Source organism: Paractinoplanes ferrugineus (assembly GCF_016862195.1).
Lineage (GTDB): Bacteria > Actinomycetota > Actinomycetes > Mycobacteriales > Micromonosporaceae > Actinoplanes > Actinoplanes ferrugineus.
Genome location: NZ_BOMM01000028.1, coordinates 25,335 through 40,951, shown reverse-complemented (window position 1 = coordinate 40,951; position 15,617 = coordinate 25,335). Strand labels below are relative to the sequence as shown.

14 protein-coding genes are annotated in these 15,617 nt (G+C 70.8%); 8 read left to right on the top strand and 6 right to left on the bottom strand.

The annotated features are described in order from the left end of the window. Positions 1-142: 142 nt before the first annotated feature. On the bottom strand, positions 143-745 hold the full coding sequence (locus Afe05nite_RS15530; RefSeq protein ID WP_203817809.1) for a hypothetical protein: 603 nt from the start codon (positions 743-745) through the stop codon (positions 143-145). A gap of 206 nt (positions 746-951) precedes the next feature. Between Afe05nite_RS15530 and Afe05nite_RS15525 the strand changes: the two genes are divergently transcribed. The 4 genes from Afe05nite_RS15525 (at position 952) to Afe05nite_RS15510 (ending at position 4,678) form a co-directional block, all read left to right on the top strand. Beyond that, on the top strand, positions 952-2,739 hold the full coding sequence (locus Afe05nite_RS15525) for a glycoside hydrolase family 6 protein (protein WP_203817808.1): 1,788 nt from the start codon (positions 952-954) through the stop codon (positions 2,737-2,739). Between the two features lie 89 nt (positions 2,740-2,828). Beyond that, positions 2,829-3,329: a MarR family winged helix-turn-helix transcriptional regulator gene (locus Afe05nite_RS15520; protein ID WP_203817807.1), complete on the top strand. Its 501-nt coding sequence runs from the start codon at positions 2,829-2,831 to the stop codon at positions 3,327-3,329. Next, on the top strand, positions 3,329-3,928 hold the full coding sequence (locus tag Afe05nite_RS15515; RefSeq protein ID WP_203817806.1) for a hypothetical protein: 600 nt from the start codon (positions 3,329-3,331) through the stop codon (positions 3,926-3,928). The genes Afe05nite_RS15520 and Afe05nite_RS15515 overlap by 1 nt, the downstream gene beginning before the upstream one ends. 9 nt (positions 3,929-3,937) lie before the next feature. Next, positions 3,938-4,678: a PP2C family protein-serine/threonine phosphatase gene (locus tag Afe05nite_RS15510; RefSeq protein WP_203817805.1), complete on the top strand. Its 741-nt coding sequence runs from the start codon at positions 3,938-3,940 to the stop codon at positions 4,676-4,678. A gap of 9 nt (positions 4,679-4,687) precedes the next feature. On the opposite strand, the gene Afe05nite_RS15505 is transcribed toward Afe05nite_RS15510, so the two are convergent. The 4 genes from Afe05nite_RS15505 to Afe05nite_RS15490 form a co-directional block, all read right to left on the bottom strand. Then, positions 4,688-5,950 (bottom strand): MFS transporter, encoded by a 1,263-nt coding sequence (locus tag Afe05nite_RS15505; RefSeq protein ID WP_203817804.1) that lies wholly within the window; start codon positions 5,948-5,950, stop codon positions 4,688-4,690. Positions 5,951-6,173: 223 nt separating this feature from the next. Beyond that, positions 6,174-7,178 carry a hypothetical protein gene (locus Afe05nite_RS15500; protein WP_203817803.1) on the bottom strand — a complete coding sequence of 335 codons (1,005 nt, stop codon included), beginning with the start codon at positions 7,176-7,178 and terminating at the stop codon, positions 6,174-6,176. Beyond that, positions 7,175-7,693: a SigE family RNA polymerase sigma factor gene (locus tag Afe05nite_RS15495; protein WP_203817802.1), complete on the bottom strand. Its 519-nt coding sequence runs from the start codon at positions 7,691-7,693 to the stop codon at positions 7,175-7,177. Before Afe05nite_RS15495 ends, Afe05nite_RS15500 begins: the two co-directional genes overlap by 4 nt. Positions 7,694-7,722: 29 nt before the next feature. Next, positions 7,723-8,532: a PaaX family transcriptional regulator gene (locus tag Afe05nite_RS15490; RefSeq protein WP_203817801.1), complete on the bottom strand. Its 810-nt coding sequence runs from the start codon at positions 8,530-8,532 to the stop codon at positions 7,723-7,725. Between the two features lie 57 nt (positions 8,533-8,589). On the opposite strand from Afe05nite_RS15490, the gene Afe05nite_RS15485 reads away from it, so the two are divergent. The 4 genes from Afe05nite_RS15485 to Afe05nite_RS15470 are packed head-to-tail and all read left to right on the top strand — an operon-like array spanning position 8,590 to position 12,435. Beyond that, entirely contained in the window at positions 8,590-9,573 is a 984-nt protein-coding gene (locus tag Afe05nite_RS15485) for an SDR family NAD(P)-dependent oxidoreductase (protein WP_203817800.1), read from the top strand. 1 nt (position 9,574) lies between these two features. Next, positions 9,575-10,465 carry an amidohydrolase family protein gene (locus tag Afe05nite_RS15480; RefSeq protein WP_203817799.1) on the top strand — a complete coding sequence of 297 codons (891 nt, stop codon included), beginning with the start codon at positions 9,575-9,577 and terminating at the stop codon, positions 10,463-10,465. Then, positions 10,462-10,914, top strand: a complete 453-nt coding sequence (locus Afe05nite_RS15475) for a MaoC family dehydratase (protein WP_203817798.1) — start codon at positions 10,462-10,464, stop codon at positions 10,912-10,914. The genes Afe05nite_RS15480 and Afe05nite_RS15475 overlap by 4 nt, the downstream gene beginning before the upstream one ends. Positions 10,915-10,932: 18 nt before the next feature. Then, on the top strand, positions 10,933-12,435 hold the full coding sequence (locus Afe05nite_RS15470; protein WP_203817797.1) for an acyl-CoA synthetase: 1,503 nt from the start codon (positions 10,933-10,935) through the stop codon (positions 12,433-12,435). A 20-nt stretch (positions 12,436-12,455) separates the two neighbouring features. On the opposite strand, the gene Afe05nite_RS15465 is transcribed toward Afe05nite_RS15470, so the two are convergent. Next, positions 12,456-15,527: an EAL domain-containing protein gene (locus tag Afe05nite_RS15465; protein WP_203817796.1), complete on the bottom strand. Its 3,072-nt coding sequence runs from the start codon at positions 15,525-15,527 to the stop codon at positions 12,456-12,458. Between the last annotated feature and the right edge of the window lie 90 nt (positions 15,528-15,617).

Below are 15,617 nucleotides of genomic sequence, written 5' to 3'. Positions count from 1 at the left end.
GGGCGCGCACCGACAAGTGGATCAACTTCGCCTGGTCGAGCCGGCCGCCGGTGGTTCGCGGGCGGTAGCCCCGATGCGCACCCCGCGTTGCAGAGAGCTGGGACCGCCGCGGCGGAACTGTCGCTGTGCGGTTGTAGAACTCCTAGCTCGTACTCGTAGAGGGGGTTTGTTGCCTTGCTTCGGTCACGTCGGCCATCAGGTCGTCCCAGGTCTCGTCGGCGCGGAACCGGGGGAGGGCGACGCTGCGGATGACGCGGGCGTGGGCATATTCCCACCACGCCGCCACGCGGACCGGCCACAGGCCGACGCGCAGGGCCCCGGCCAGGAAGCAGCGGTGGGCGATCAGGGTGGCCGCGAGCATCTGGTCCTCGAAGCCCTTCTCGTCCATCGCCTTGCCGAAGGCCCGCACGTCGCGGTGCATCTCGGAATAGCCGACGAGCGAGGGCATCGCCGGGACCAGCACCTGCGAGCCGGCGGCCAGCACGGCGTCGGCGTAGGCGGGGGTGAAGACGAAGTCGCCGGTGGTGACGATCAGGGGGAGGATCTCGCGGCCCCGGCGGATCTCCAGCTGCACGGCCGGCTCGCCGGTGGGCACGAAGACCGACTCGGCCTCGGTGACGTCGTCCGGATCGAGGATGACCGTGTCGCCCAGGGCCGGCTGATGGACGTTCAGCGCGCCGCGGCGGATCTTCACCTCGGCGCCCGGGACGTCCTCCAGCGCCTCCAACAGTTCGAAAACCCGCATGCGCCCGTTATACGACACTCGGGCCAGCGTTGCGCGACGGCGGTCCGGGGGTTGCACAATTGTTTCTCCGGAGTATCTGAGACATTGCGGTGGGAGCGCTCCCATGTAATGCTGTGCGAACAGCCGGGAGCGATGCCCCTCGATACGTGACCGGCTTATCCCCCCTGGCGCCAGGTGCGCCGTCGCATGTCTCGAGGAGCCACCACATGAGACCTGTCCTCATCCGCGGACTGACCGCGGCCGCCGCGGCCTCACTCGTAGCTGGAGTCGGCGTCTTCGCCGCCACCAGCGCGAGCGCCGCCGCAGGCTGCCGGGTCGACTACTCGGCGAACCAATGGAGCAACGGCTTCACCGCCAACGTGACCGTCACCAACCTGGGCGACCCGATCTCGACCGGCTGGAACGTCACCTGGGCCTTCCCCGGCAACCAGCAGGTAACGCAGGGCTGGAGCGCGTCCATCGCCCAGTCCGGCGCGAACGTCACGGCGACCAACCCGTCCTGGTCCCCGTCGATCGGCACCAACGGTTCGGCCACCTTCGGCTTCAACGGCAGCTACAGCGGCACGAACACCGCTCCGTCGTCGTTCAAGCTCAACGGCACCGCGTGCACCGGCGCCCCGGTGACGTCGTCGCCCACCGCGACCTCGTCCCCGACGTCCTCGCCGACGTCGTCGCCGACCGCTTCGCCCACCACCTCGCCGACGTCGAGCCCGACCAGCTCGCCGACGACCAGCCCGGGCGTCCGGGTGGACAACCCGTACGCCGGTGCCAAGGGCTACGTGAACCCGGAGTGGAAGGCCAAGGCCGACGCCGAGCCCGGCGGCAGCCGGGTGTCGAACAACCCGACAGCGGTCTGGCTCGACCGGATCGCCGCGATCGAGGGCACGTCCGACAGCAGCTCCAACGGCTCGATGGGTCTGGCCGACCACCTGGACACCGCTCTCGCCCAGGGTGCCGGCTACATCCAGCTGGTCATCTACGACCTGCCCGGCCGGGACTGCTCCGCTCTGTCGTCCAACGGTGAGCTCGGCCCGAACGAGTTGCCGCGCTACAAGAGCGAGTACATCGACCCGATCGCCGCGATCGAGGGCAACGCGAAGTACAAGAACCTGCGCATCATCAACATCGTCGAGATCGACTCGCTGCCGAACATCGTCACCAACACGGGCGGCCAGGCCGGCGCCACGGCGATGTGCGACACGATGAAGGCGAACGACGGCTACGTGCAGGGTGTCGGCTACGCGCTGAACAAGCTGGGCGCGCTCAGCAACTCCTACAACTACGTCGACGCCGCGCACCACGGCTGGATCGGCTGGGACTCGAACTTCGGCCCGGTCGCCGACATCATGCTGAAGGCCGCGCAGCAGTCCGGCAGCGTCAACAACGTCACCGGCTTCATCACCAACACGGCCAACTACTCGGCCCTGCAGGAGCCGTACATCCAGCCGACCACCACGGTCGGCGGGCAGAACATCCGGCAGTCGAAGTGGCTGGACTGGAACCAGTACTCCGACGAGCTGACGTTCGCCCAGGCGTTCCGCACGAAGCTGGTCTCGATCGGCTTCAACTCCAACATCGGCATGCTGATCGACACCTCCCGCAACGGCTGGGGTGGCTCGGCCCGCCCGACCAAGGCGAGCACGTCGACCGATGTCAACACCTACGTCAACGAGTCGCGCATCGACCGCCGGTTCCACGCCGGTAACTGGTGCAACCAGGCGGGTGCCGGCCTCGGCGAGCGCCCCAAGGCCGCCCCGGCCGCCGGTATCGACGCCTACGTCTGGGTCAAGCCTCCGGGCGAGTCCGACGGTTCCTCCTCGCTCATCCCGAACGACGAGGGCAAGGGCTTCGACCAGATGTGCGACCCGACCTACACCGGTAACGCCCGCAACGGCAACAGCATGTCGGGTGCACTTCCCGGCGCCCCGATCTCGGGTGCCTGGTTCTCGGCCCAGTTCCAGCAGCTGATGGCCAACGCCTACCCGGCGCTGTAACAAGACCTGACCCGCCCCCATAAGCGCCGGACCCCGCTCTCTTCCCACGAGGGGCGGGGTCCGGTGTTTTTTCCGCTACGATAGTGAGCATGACTCATAATGATGAACACTCATCGTTTGATCATTCCGCGGATGATGCCGGAGACGATGCCGCCTACGCGGCCGCCCTCGACCGCCTCCTGCTGCTCACCGTCCTGCTCAACGACGACATGCATCGCGGCCTGCAGGACGACGGCCTGACCCCGTCGCGTACCTCCCTGCTCTGGACCCTGCGCCGCCTCGGGCCCTGCCCGCAGAAAGCCATCGCCGACGCCATGGAGATCAGCCCGCGCACCGTGACCGGCCTGGTCGACGGGCTGGTCGCGACCGGCTTCGTCACCCGGGAGCCGTCGCCCGCCGACCGCCGGGCGGTGCTCGTCACCTTCACCCCCAAAGGCACCGCCGCCGTCGAGTCGCTGCTCGAGCAGCAGCGCGGGTTCGGCCGGCAGCTGTTCGCGGCGATGCCGCGCGACCGCTTCGCCGGCCTCGTCGCGGGGCTCGACGACGTGCTCGGCACCCTGCACGCCCTCGGACTGCGGAAGCCGTTCTGATGGGCGTCGTCAAGTTCGTCATCATGTACGAGGTCCGGCTGTGGCTCGCCCTGTTCCGCTGGATCCTGCGCCGGCCCCGGCCCGTCCCGCCCGGCTCAGCGGTGTTCCACTACTCCGGCGCGGTCAAGATGATCCTGGTCGTGCTGCTGTTCGTGTCGGCCATCGAGATCCCGATCCTGCACCTGATGCTGCCGTGGGAGTCGGTCCGCGTACTGTCCCTGATCGTCGGCTTCTACGGCCTGTTCTGGATGGTCGGGCTGCTCGCGACGATGCGCATCTACCCGCATGTGGTGTCGCCGGCGGCCCTGCGGATCCGCAACAGCATCACCGTCGACGTGCCGCTGAACTGGGCGGACGTCTCGCTCGTCAGGTGCCGGCCACGCTCGCTGCCGCCCGGCGGGCAGACCCAGGTCGAGGACGGGGTGCTGTCGCTCGGGATGGCCGGCGGCACCACGGTCGACGTGGTGCTGGCGCGGCCGCTCGTGGTGCCGGTCCGCAAGACGCGCGGCGCCGCGGTCACCGAGATCCGGTTCCACGCCGACGACGCCGATGGGCTGGTCGCGGCGGCCGGGGCCTTCCTGCCACCGAAAGTGAGCTAAGAAGAGCGGGTGGAGATTCAGAAGGTGGCCTGGACGGCCGCCGGGCGGCGCCTGACCGCCGCGGCCGCGAGCGTGACCGGGAACCACTACGACGACAACTACGACGTGCTGCACCTGGAGCCGGGCCGGCCGCTCGCGGTGGTCGCCGACGGGATGGGCTCCGGCCCAGGAAGCGCGACCGCCGGGCGGATCGCGGTCGAGGTCTTCGCCCGCACGGCGTCGGCCGCCGGACCTGCCGCGCTGCGGCAGGCGCTGGCTTCGGCCCAGGCGGAGGTACGCCGGGCGGCCGGCACCCTGGACGAGCTGACCGGCTGCACCCTGACCGCGTTCGTCGCCGGCGAGACCGCCTGGATCGTGCAGATCGGCGACTCGCGCGCCTACCGCCTCCGGGACGGCCTGCTGGAACTGCTCACGGTCGACCACACGATCGCCTGGCTGGGGCTCCTGCACGGCTGGTTCACCGCCGACTCGGCCGAGGCGCGGGCCGCCCGCTACCGGCTGACCCGCTACGTCGGCCACCCCGCCGACCCCGAACCGGACGTGCTGAGCGTGCTCCCGCAACCCGGCGACGTCTATCTGCTGTGCTCCGACGGGGTGGCCGACCAGTTGTCGTACGAGCGGCTCAGCCAGCTGCTGGGCGCGAACCCGGACCCGGCCGCGGCGGTCCACGTGATGCTCGAGGACACCCTCGAGGCCGGCGGCGCCGACAACGCCACCGCGGTCGTGATCAAAGTGGAGCAGACGATCTGAGACCCGCGCTCACCGATCGCCGGACCGCTCGGCAGCCGACCCCGGCGGGGGTGTCGTCACCAGGAGCGCGGTCGAGGCCACGGCGAAGGCGGCGGCGCCGAGGAAGACCAGGCCCGGAGCGGCGTACGCGGTCAGCGCCCACCCGAACGCCGCGCCGGCCGCCAGCGGCACCACGGTCTCGGCCGCCGCCGCGATGGCGGTCAGCGCACCCTGCACGGTTCCCTGCTCGTCGTCGCCGATGCTGCGGGAGATCCACGACTGGGCGGCGGCGCTGCCGAACCCGCCGAGCACACCCAGCGCCTGGAAGGCGTAGAGCATCAGCGGCGAGGACGCGACGGCCAAGCCGGCCAGCGACACGGCGCCGATCAGGCCACCGGCCACGGCGGCGCGCTTGTCGCCGAGCCGGCGCACGACCGGGCCCACCGCCAGCGCCTGGAAAAGTGCGCCGGCCAGCGCGGAGGCGGCCATCACGAGGCCGACATGGGTGGTGTTCCAGCCGAACCGGAAGGTCAGGAAGAACGACCACACCGACTGGAAGGTCATCCGGGAGACGTCGGCGAACAGCCGGGCGTACGCGAGCCGGCCCAGCCCTCGGCGGCCCGCTCCTGGGCGGCCCGCTCCTGGGCGGCCCGCTCGTGGCCGGCTCAGAGCCGCGGCGATCGCGCTCACCGGGTTCGCCATCCGCAGCGACAACGGCGTGCGGCCGTCCCCGGGGCGGGACTCGGGCAGCACGAACCAGCCGTAGGCGGCGCCGGCGAAGCACAGGACGGCCGCGGCGTAGAACGGAAGCGTCACGTCCACGGCCCCGAGCAGGCCACCGATCGTCGGCCCGGCGACGAAGCCGAGGCCGAACGCGGCGCCGACCAGGCCGTAGGCGCGGGCCCGCTCGGCGGGCTCGACCACGTCGGCGAGGTAGGCGTTGACCACGGTCTGGGTGCCCGCGCATGCGCCGGCCAGCGAGTGGAACAGCAGCAGCGCCCACAGACCCGGCGTCATCGCGTGCGCCAGCCAGTCGACCCCCAGGCAACCGAGTGAGGCCAGCAGGACGGGGCGTCGCCCGTACCGGTCGGAGACCCGGCCCAGCAGCGGTGCCACCGCGAACTGGAGCAGGCCGAACGACGAGCCGAGCAGTCCGGACCAGAGGACCGCGCCGGCGGCGTCGGCGGTCACCGCCGTCAGCAGCGCGGGCAGGATCGGCACGACCAGGCCGAGGCCGAGCATGTCGAGGAAGACGGTGACGAGAAGGAAGGAGAGGGCGGGTGCCCGGCGCATCGTGGCTCCTGGGTGTCGGAAGGGCAGGGCCCCTCCCGACTCGCAGACCGCCACACAGGCCGCCGGAAGTACGGAGGATCAGATTATCGGCGCCGTCAAATTGTTTTTTGACCAGCGCTTTTGTGCCGGGGCGCCAACGGTTCGGGCAGCGCTGCCAGTTCAGGGGCGCTGCCAGTTCAGGGGCGCTGCCAGTTCAGGGGCGCTGCCAGTTCGGTCGGTGCCGTCAGGCCGGGAAGAAGTTGCCGTAGACGTGCAGGCGCTTGTGGTCCGTCGACGTCGCGTACGCCTCGTAGGTGTCGTCGCCGGCGTCCCGTTCGCCGCCGCCCCACCTGGCGGTCAGTCGGTATTCGCCGGCGCCCAGCGTGGCGCCGGGTTTGAGGGTGAAACGGTAGAGCAGGGTGCCGGGCTGCTCGGTGACCGTGACCGCAACCGCGCCGGTCGACGACTGGGCGCCCAGCGACGTCAGACCCGGCGTCCGGATGACGTGGATCGTCAGGTCCAGTTCGGTCAGGCCGGCGCCGGGTCGCAGGGTCACGACGCTGTTGCCGGAGCTCTCGACCGAGCCGTCCGACCACAGAGTGCCCTTCTGCACCTGGGTGTCGCCGGGATGGCCGCGCACCGGGCTCGCCGCCGGAACCGGGGCCGTCGTGGCGGACCCGGTGCTCGGGCGGGTCGGCACCCCGCCGGCCGAGGGCTGGACGGGCTCGGTCGAGACCAGCGGGCCAGGGGCCGGGGCACCGGAGGCCGGGGCACCGGAGGTCGGAGCGCCGGCGATCGGTGCGCTGCGGACCGGCGAACTGGGCACCGGGTTCGCGGGCGCGGTCGCCGGCGGGGGCGCGGCGGGAGTCCGGTCGGGTGAGTCGGCCAGCGCCCACCTGGCCACGCCGCCCAGGCCGAGCACCGTCACGACGGCCAGGGCCGCGCCGACCAGCCGGGCGGTGCGGCCGGTGCCACCCGGGACGGCCTTGCCGCCGGCCGGGAAGGGTTCGCCGGCCGGGAGGGTCTCGCCGCCGGCCGGGAAGGCGTGGCCGGCCGCTGCGAGGGTTCCGCCGGCAGCGCCTGCAGCACGGTCGGTGCCGGGTCGGGCTCTGCGGGCGACCGGGCGCGGCGTCGACTCGGCGGCGCGGTTGGCGGCTATCCGGTTGAGCATCGCGGTGCGGTCGGGGCGGCGGCCGGCGAGGGCCTGGCGCATCTCGGCGCGGATGAGGTCCTCGGGCCGGGACGTCATCGGGCCACCCCCCATCCGTCGAGCTGGTCCGGCAGGCGCGAGTCCTGCAGCAGGTCGGCGAGCTGTTTGGCGCCGCGGGACGTCTGGCTCTTCACCGCGCCCACCGAGATGCCGAGAATCTCGGCCACCTCCTTCTCGGACAGGTCGAAGGCGTAGCGCAGGACCACGCAGGTGCGGCGGCGGTAGGGCAGGCGTTTCAGTGCGGAGCGTACGTCGAGGACGGCGGACACGTCGGGGCTTCGCTGACGCTCCCGGCCGAGACCCAGCAACCGCAGGCCACTGCGGGCGCGGCCCTGCCGGCGGAGCCAGTTGCGGGTCAGGTTGGCGACGATCCCTCTCGCGTACGCGGCGGGGTCGTCGGCGGCCTCGACCCGGTCCCAGTGCTTCCAGACCTCGGTCAGCGCGTCGGCGGCCAGGTCGTCGGCGGCGCTGGAGTCGCCGCTCAACAGGTAGGCCAGGCCGGACAACTCGGCGTGGTGCTTCTCGAAGAAGTCGTGGAAGGCCTGGTCGCGCAAAGTGTCCAGCCTTCCTGGTGGGCCGGCGGTCAGCCGGACTGCGGCAAGTCTGACGAAGATAGCCGGTCGAGCAGGCCGTCGGCGATCGCCTGGGCCGGTTCCCGGAATGCGGCCTCCCGATCGCGGAAGACCTTCTGGGCGCGGGCGGCCGGCCAATCGGCGGGCAGGTGCTCGACCGGGAGCCGGGGATCGTGGCGGATCGCCTCGAGCCACTCGCCGATCAGCGCCAGGCGGGCCGCCAGCGGATCGACCGGCATCCGGGCCTGCTCCCACCGGTCGAGGAACGCTTCGTAACGGCCGGCCAACTCGGGCAGGTCGTAGGCGTCGGCGATCATCGCGGTGACGTCGGTGGACTCGTCCGTGCGGGCGCGGCGGAAGACTCTGGTGTGGGCGGTCAGGCCCAGTTCGGCCACGATCCGGTGGGCTTCGACGTCGCCGGGGGCGATCCACAGGCCGCCCTGGACCGGGCCGAAACCCTCCCACGCGAGGCGGGACCGCAGGTCGTGCCGTTCGCGCTGCATCGACTCGGGCAGCGAGAAACTCAGCAGCGTCCAGGTGCCGTCCCAGCGGTCGTTCACCGCGCCGTCCCGCCAGATGTGGGCGCGGCCGTCGTGCAGGATCGCGGTCGAGCGCTCGGTCAGTCCGAAATACATCTTGCGGCCCACCGGGTGGCGGCGCAGCAGATCGCGGGCGGCCATCCGGCTCAGCGTGGAGCGGGTCGCGTGGGTGGAGACGCCGGCCCGGCCGAGCACCTCGATGAGGCCGCCGGCGCCGAGGCTGACATCCCGGTCGAGGGCGTACGTGCCGAAGAGCATCAGCATCAGGGTCTGCGGTTGCATGCCGCCATGCTAGGCACATTCTTGACGGCCGTTAAGGAGGCGCCTAACTTCAGAAAGATGAACCTCACTGGCAAAGTCGCCATCGTGACCGGGAGCGGCCGGGGGCTCGGGCTCGCGTACGCCAGGGCTCTCGCCGACGCCGGTGCCAAGGTCGTGGTGAACGACGTCGATGAGCAGGCCGTGACCGCCGCGGTGGCCACGATCGGGGCCGCGGCGACCGGGGTGACCGCCGCCGTGGGTGACTCGGCGAGCGCGCAACAGCTGGTGGACGCCGCGGTGGAGACGTTCGGGCGGCTCGACGTCCTGGTCACCAACGCCGGCATCCTGCGCGACCGGGTGCTGTGGAAGATGAGCGACGACGACTTCGACGACGTGCTGCGGGTGCACCTGCGCGGCACGTTCACCTGCGCGCGGGCGGCCGCAGTGCGGATGCGCGAGCAGGGCACGGGCGGCCGGCTCATCCTGATCTCGTCGCCGGCCGGGCAGCGGGGCAACTTCGGCCAGACCAACTACGCGGCCGCCAAAGCCGGCATCGCCGCGATGGGCCGGACCTGGGCGATGGAGCTCGCCCGCGACGGGATCACGGTCAACACGGTCGTGCCGGTCGCCGCCACCGCGATGACCCGCACCATCCCCGCGTTCGCGCCGGTCATCGACGAGGCCGAGCGGACCGGACAGCCCTACCCCGCGTGGGTGCGGCACGACGAGGGGCTCGGCACCGTCGACGACGTCACCGGGCTGGTCGTCTTCCTCGCCTCCGACGCGGCCAAGGACATCACCGGGCAGGCCGTCGGGGTCGGCGGGGACAAACTCGCCCTGTGGGCTCACCCGGCGGAGAAGACCGTCGCCTACCGCGACGGCGGATGGAGCGCCGCGGCGATCGCCGAGAGCTGGGCGGGTGACATCGGATCGGAACCGGAGACGTACGGGATTCCCGCGCCCCGCCCGCCCGCCCCCGCGACGCCACCCGCCGGGGCCGGTCCCGCACCGGGCCCCGGATCAGGCCCGGCAGTCGGTCCCGGGGCCGGGACGGCGGTCTGACGTGGACGTCGACTCGCTCGTCGCGATCGACGTGCACACGCACGCCGAGGTGAGCGCGGACGGGCACAGCTCGCTGAGCCCGGAGCTGATGGCGGCGTCCGAGGCGTACTTCAAGGCGCCGGGTCATCGGCAGCCCACCATCGACGAGATGGCCGCCCATTACCGTTCGCTCTCGATGGCCGCGGTCGTGTTCACCGTCGACTCGGAACACCAGACCGGGCATCCACGGATCGCCAACGAGGAGGTGGCCGCCTCGTGCGCGGCCCACCCGGACGTGCTGATCCCGTTCGCCAGCATCGACCCGCACAGGGGCCGCGCCGGGGTGCGGGAGGCGCGCCGGCTCGTCACCGAACACGGCGTACGCGGCTTCAAGTTCCACCCGTCGCTGCAAGGGTTCGCGCCCGACGACCGGATGGCCTACCCGCTGTACGAGGCCATCGAGGAACTGGGCGTGCCGGCGCTGTTCCACACCGGGCAGACCGGGATCGGGGCGGGGCTGCCGGGTGGCGGCGGGATCCGGTTGCGCTACTCCAACCCGATGCTTGTCGACGACGTGGCGGTGGACTTTCCCGAACTGCGGATCATCCTGGCCCACCCGTCGTTCCCGTGGCAGGACGAGGCGCTGGCGGTCGCGACCCACAAGCCGTACGTCTATATAGATCTTTCCGGTTGGTCGCCCAAGTATTTCCCGCCGCAGCTCGTCCGGTACGCCAACACCCTGCTGCAGGACAAAGTGCTCTTCGGCTCGGACTATCCGGTCCTGACCCCGCAGCGCTGGCTCGACGACTTCGACAAACTGGAGATCAAGCCCGCCGTCCGCCCCAAGATCCGCAAAGAGAACGCGGCCCGGCTGCTGGGCCTGCGCGCTGCCGACAAGGAGACCTCCGCATGATCACTGTCAACGGACTCGACGAACTGAAAGCCCTCGCCGGCCAGGACCTCGGCCACAGCTCGTGGCTGGAGATCACCCAGGAGCGGGTCGACACGTTCGCCGAGGCCACCGGTGACCACCAGTGGATCCACGTCGACGTCGAGCGCGCCAAGGCCGGGCCGTTCGGTGGTCCGATCGCCCACGGCTATCTGACGTTGTCGCTCGTCATCCCGCTGTTCGGCGAGGTCCTCAAGGTCGAGGGGATCAAGATGGGGGTCAACTACGGCCTCGACAAGGTGCGCTTCCCGCACCCGGTGGCGGTCGGCTCGAAGATCCGGCTGGGGGTACGGGTCGTCAGCGTCGAGGACGTCACCGGCGGCACGCAGAGCACCTTCGACTTCACCGTCGAGATCGACGGCGTCGAGAAGCCGGCCTGCGTCGCCCGTACCGTCTACCGGCAGTACGCCTGAGACCGGGCGGCACAGACCGTGCGTAACGCCGGCCTCGGCAGCTGGACGGCGCGGCGGGCCATCATCTCCCCGGACCGCCCCGCGATCGTGTTCGGCGAGCGCGTCACGACCTATGCCGAACTGCACGAACGGGTGTGCCGCCTGGCCTCGCGACTGCGCGCCGCGGGCGTCGAGGCGGGGGACCGGGTCGCCTATCTCGGGCCCAACCATCCCGCGTTCGTGGAGACCATGTTCGCCACGTACGTCATCGGTGGGATCTTCGTGCCGTTGAACTTCCGGCTCACCGCCCCGGAGATCGACTACCAGTTGCGGGACAGCGGGGCGCGCGTCCTGGTGCACGGGCCCGAATGTGCCGCGACCGTGCAGGCGTCCACGGTGGCCGGGTCGCTGCTGCGGGTGGTGCCGCTCAGCGCGTACGAGCAATGGCTTGCCGCCGGTCAGGCGCAGGTGGCCGCGGTGGCGGTGAGTCTCGACGAGCCCGCCTGTGTCCTCTACACCTCCGGGACCACCGGGCGGCCGAAGGGCGCCGTCCTCACGCACGGCAACGTGGTGTGGAACTGCTACAACCTGCTCGTCGGGGTCGACGTGGCCGGGGACGAGGTGACGCTGATCAGCGCGCCGCTGTTCCACGTGGCGGCGCTCAACCAGTGCCTGCTGCCCACCGTGCTCAAGGGCGGCTGCTCGGTGATCATGCCGGCGTGGGGTGTCGACGAGTGCTTCGACCTGATCGCCCGCCATCGCGTGACCTGGATGTTCGGGGTGACCACGATGTACGCCGATCTGGCGCGCTCGCCGCGCTGGGAGTCGGCCGACCTGACCTCGGTGCGGAACCTGATCGTCGGCGGAGCGGCCCTGCCGGAGGGGCTGATCCGGATCTACCTGTCGCGGGCGCTGACGTTCTGTCAGGGCTACGGGATGACCGAGACGGCGCCCGGGGCCACCTTCCTCGAGGCGCCGGAGACCGCCTCGCACGTCGGGTCGGCAGGCGTGCCGGTGTTCTTCGCCGACGTCCGGTGCGTGCGGCCCGACCACACCGACGTGGAACCGGGGGAACCGGGCGAGGTCCAGGTGCGCGGGCCCAACGTGACGCCCGGCTACTGGGGGAACGAGGCGGCCACGGCGCAGTCGTTCGCGGACGACGGCTGGTTCCGCACCGGGGACATCGCGGTGGTCTCCGTGGACGGGCACTACCGGATCGTCGACCGGCTGAAAGACATGTTCGTCTCGGGCGGGGAGAACGTCTACCCGGCCGAGGTCGAAGCGGCCATCTTCGAACACCCCGGCGTGGCCGAAGCGGCCGTGATCGGCGTGCCCGACGAGAAGTGGGGAGAGGTGGGGCGAGCATTCGTGGTGCTCGCCCCCGGTCACTCCCTGTCGTCGTCCGCCCTGCAGGACTTCCTCACCGGCCGGCTGGCGCGTTTCAAGATCCCGCGATATGTGGACGTGGTGGACGGGCTGCCCCGGACCGGATCGAACAAGGTGCGCAAGGCCCCGCTCCGGGAGATCCCGCTACCGAGTTGACCCGCTACCGAGTTGACCCGCTACCGAGATGACACGGCCGCGTTCTCCGCCGGCGCCGGCCGGCCCAGGTAGAAACCCTGGCCCAGGGGCACGCCACAGCCGACGAGCGCGTCCCGCTGCCCAGCCGTCTCGATGCCCTCGGCGATGATCGTGCAGTCGTTGTCGCGGGCGAAGTCGACGAGGGAACGGATCGCGGCGCGCCGTGCCCCCTCGGTCTCCACCCCGGCCAGGGCAGCCCGGCCCAGCTTCACGAACTGCGGCTTCACCGACTCCAGGCGGGCGAGCGTGTCGTAACCCGCGCCGGCGTCGTCGATCGCGAGGCGCACTCCGTCGGGCAGGCTGAAGTCCGGCCGGTCGGCGTCACTGACGTCCAGAACCAGGGGACGGGTGCCGGCCTCGGCGAGCAACGGCTCCAGCACCCGCGGGCGCCGCAGCAGTTCGGCGCTGACGTTGACCGCCAGCCAGGTGCCCTGCGGCAGCGCGGTGGCGGAGGCGAGCGCGGCCCGGACCAGTGCGGCGTCCAGGTCGATGCCCATGCCGTGCGCGGCCGCCTCGGCCAGTCCACCCTGCGGGCTGCTGCCGTCGGCGAACCGGGTGAGCGCCTCGTAGCCGACCACCTCACCGGACTCCAGGTCGAAGATCGGCTGGAAGACGGTGAAGAACGTGAACTCCTCGAAGGAACTGGCGCCGGTGCGGGTGTTGCGGTGCTCCGCGTGATTCTGGCGGCCGGCTTGGTTCTGGCGGCCCGCGTGACTCTGGCGGCCGGCTTGGTTCTGGCGGATGGCGACCAGGCCGGTCGAGCCGCCTCGGTCGCCGCGGTAGCTGAGCACCGACGCCCAGTCGCCGATCGCGCCGGTCGGCAGCGTGCCGGCCGGGCCGGCAGCCGGTTTCGCCGCGCCCCGCTTCGGCTTCACCGGGCGGTACAGCCAGTCGCGCAGGTGGGTGGCCAGGTCGACGATCGTGTTCCAGACGCCCACGAACGCCACCATCGCGTACACCGAGAGGATCAGATTGAGGCCGGCGAACACCAGGTTCGCCCACCGGTGCAGCACGATGTCCTGGTAGACGGTCCACGCGCAGAGGGCGATCAGGAACATCGGGGCGATCAGGTAGGAGGTCGCGGTGGTCGTCCGGTTACGCACCTTCGGCGTACGTTTGAAGGCGCTCTTCTCGCCCGTGAGCAGTTGAAGTAACGACGCGAAGCTGCCGGACAGGTTCACCGGGAGCAGGATCAGGTTGAAGCCGTAGATGCGGAAGATGTCCACGTACTTGTAGCCGACGTACTTCAGGTCGGCGGCCATCATCATGAAGTACGGCACCGACACCAGCAGCAGGACCGGGTTGAGCAGGTCCGCGTTGAACGGGTACGCCAGCATGACGACCAGGCACACGGAGCTCCAGAAGATGGAGGCCATGTAGTTCACGCGCAGGAACAGCTCGCCGAAACGGTTCTTGCGGCCCTGCCGGCGGCGCGCGCGGAACTGGTCCTTGAGCCGGGACAGGATCAGCAGACCGCCGTTGGCCCAGCGCTGCCGCTGGATCGTCAGCGATCCGAAGTCCGGCGGAGTCGCGCTGTAGGCCATCCGCTCCGGGTAGTTGAACAGTCCCCAGCCGTGCACCCCGAGGTCGATGGTCGATTCGGTGTCCTCGATGACCGTACGGTCCTGGATGTAGCGCTTGATCTCCCAATCGCCCTCGAAGGAGGTCTCGCAGATCTGGTCAAGAGCTTTCTTGCGGAGTACGGCGTTGGCGCCGACCCAGAACGTCGCGTCGTAGTGGGTCATGCCCTGGTGCACGATGTGCTGGATGTCGGTGGTGGCGCCGGAGATGCGCTCGATCCGCGTCGCCGACCCGGGGTAGGCGCTGTACGGCGTCTGCGCGACCGCGTCGCCGGCGTGCGCGCCCTGCTCGAGCAGGTGCACCAGACGGAGGGCGTACTCGGGGAGCAGCACGCTGTCGGCGTCGAGGGTCAGCACGTAATCGGGGTCGGGGACGGTCAACTCCGCCCGCCCGGGACCGGCCGGCACCAGCGCGACCCCCATCGGCGTCGCGACCTCCTGGTAGCCGCCGCCCATCAGGCCGATGTAGCTGTTGAGGTTCATCGCCTTGTTCGGCTCGTTCGACAGCGACACGTAGCGTTTGCGCTCGAAGCTGGTGATCTCGCAGTCGAAGATGGCGAGCAGCCGCTTGTACAGCTGGGTCAGCCGCTCCTCGGGCAGGATCGCGTTCTCGTCGGCGCCCTGCTCCAGGGCGTCGGCCACGGTGGCGAGGTCAGCGGCTAGGGCGTTGACGATGTGCTCGACGAAGAAGACGTCGGTGTGGTCGACCATCTCCTGGCGGGCGCCCAGCCCGACGAGCCAGCCGGCGGCGTAGCGGTACTCCTCGGCCAGCGCACGCATGTCGGAGGTCTGCGCGCGCGTGTCGGAGGTCTGCGCCCGCGTGTCGGAGGTCTGCGCCCGCATGTCGGAGGTCTGCGCGCCCATGTCGGAGGTCTGCGGCGATTCGAACGCCCTCTCGAATGCCTTCTCGATCCGCTGGAAGGGCACGCGCAGTTCGGCCTCGATCTTGCCCGGCAGTGCCCGGGCGCCCACCAGCAGATCGCGGGCGGCCCGCGTCCTCGGCTGCTGCGGGTCGTCGATCAGAAGTGTCACCCGCAGGCCCGGGTACTCCTGCAGGGCCGCCGACAACAGCGTGGTACGAACGACCCGCTCGTCCTCCTGATACGACGGCACCAGCACGGTCACCGTGGGGGTGTCGCCGGCCAGGAAGTTGTCCAGCGCGATCCGCGGCGCCCGGTGATGCCCCCGGCTGCGGTAGAAGAAGCCGATCCGGGTGATCAGGTAGGCGGTCGCCGAGCCGGTCAGCGCGGTCACCACCAGCATGTAGACGATCGCCTCGACGGCAAGCCGCGCGCTGGTCGCATGCCCGGCGACGAACTGCTCGAACACGGTGTACGCGATGTACGACGCCCACACCGCGATGGTGAGCACGATCGCGAGCCGGCCCCGCGCGATCCGGCCCTCGGAGACCGGCGGAGCCACCACCGGATGCGGATCCGACCGGCGGTCGGCACCCCACTGCTTCTGCTGCATAGTGCCGCCTTCCTCGGTCGCCGGCTGTCGACACCCCATCGGCGTACGGCCGCAGTGGGTTGAAGGTTTGCCGCCACCAATTCGCAACCG

What these genes read in the sequence shown, in the direction of transcription:
- Afe05nite_RS15530 (WP_203817809.1), bottom strand. Translation starts at nt 745, where the DNA reads ATGCGGGTTTTCGAACTGTTGGAGGCGCTGGAGGACGTCCCGGGCGCC.
- Afe05nite_RS15525 (WP_203817808.1), top strand. Translation starts at nt 952, where the DNA reads ATGAGACCTGTCCTCATCCGCGGACTGACCGCGGCCGCCGCGGCCTCA.
- Afe05nite_RS15520 (WP_203817807.1), top strand. Translation starts at nt 2,829, where the DNA reads ATGACTCATAATGATGAACACTCATCGTTTGATCATTCCGCGGATGAT.
- Afe05nite_RS15515 (WP_203817806.1), top strand. Translation starts at nt 3,329, where the DNA reads ATGGGCGTCGTCAAGTTCGTCATCATGTACGAGGTCCGGCTGTGGCTC.
- Afe05nite_RS15505 (WP_203817804.1), bottom strand. Translation starts at nt 5,950, where the DNA reads ATGCGCCGGGCACCCGCCCTCTCCTTCCTTCTCGTCACCGTCTTCCTC.
- Afe05nite_RS15500 (WP_203817803.1), bottom strand. Translation starts at nt 7,178, where the DNA reads ATGACGTCCCGGCCCGAGGACCTCATCCGCGCCGAGATGCGCCAGGCC.
- Afe05nite_RS15490 (WP_203817801.1), bottom strand. Translation starts at nt 8,532, where the DNA reads ATGCAACCGCAGACCCTGATGCTGATGCTCTTCGGCACGTACGCCCTC.
- Afe05nite_RS15485 (WP_203817800.1), top strand. Translation starts at nt 8,590, where the DNA reads ATGAACCTCACTGGCAAAGTCGCCATCGTGACCGGGAGCGGCCGGGGG.
- Afe05nite_RS15475 (WP_203817798.1), top strand. Translation starts at nt 10,462, where the DNA reads ATGATCACTGTCAACGGACTCGACGAACTGAAAGCCCTCGCCGGCCAG.
- Afe05nite_RS15465 (WP_203817796.1), bottom strand. Translation starts at nt 15,527, where the DNA reads ATGCAGCAGAAGCAGTGGGGTGCCGACCGCCGGTCGGATCCGCATCCG.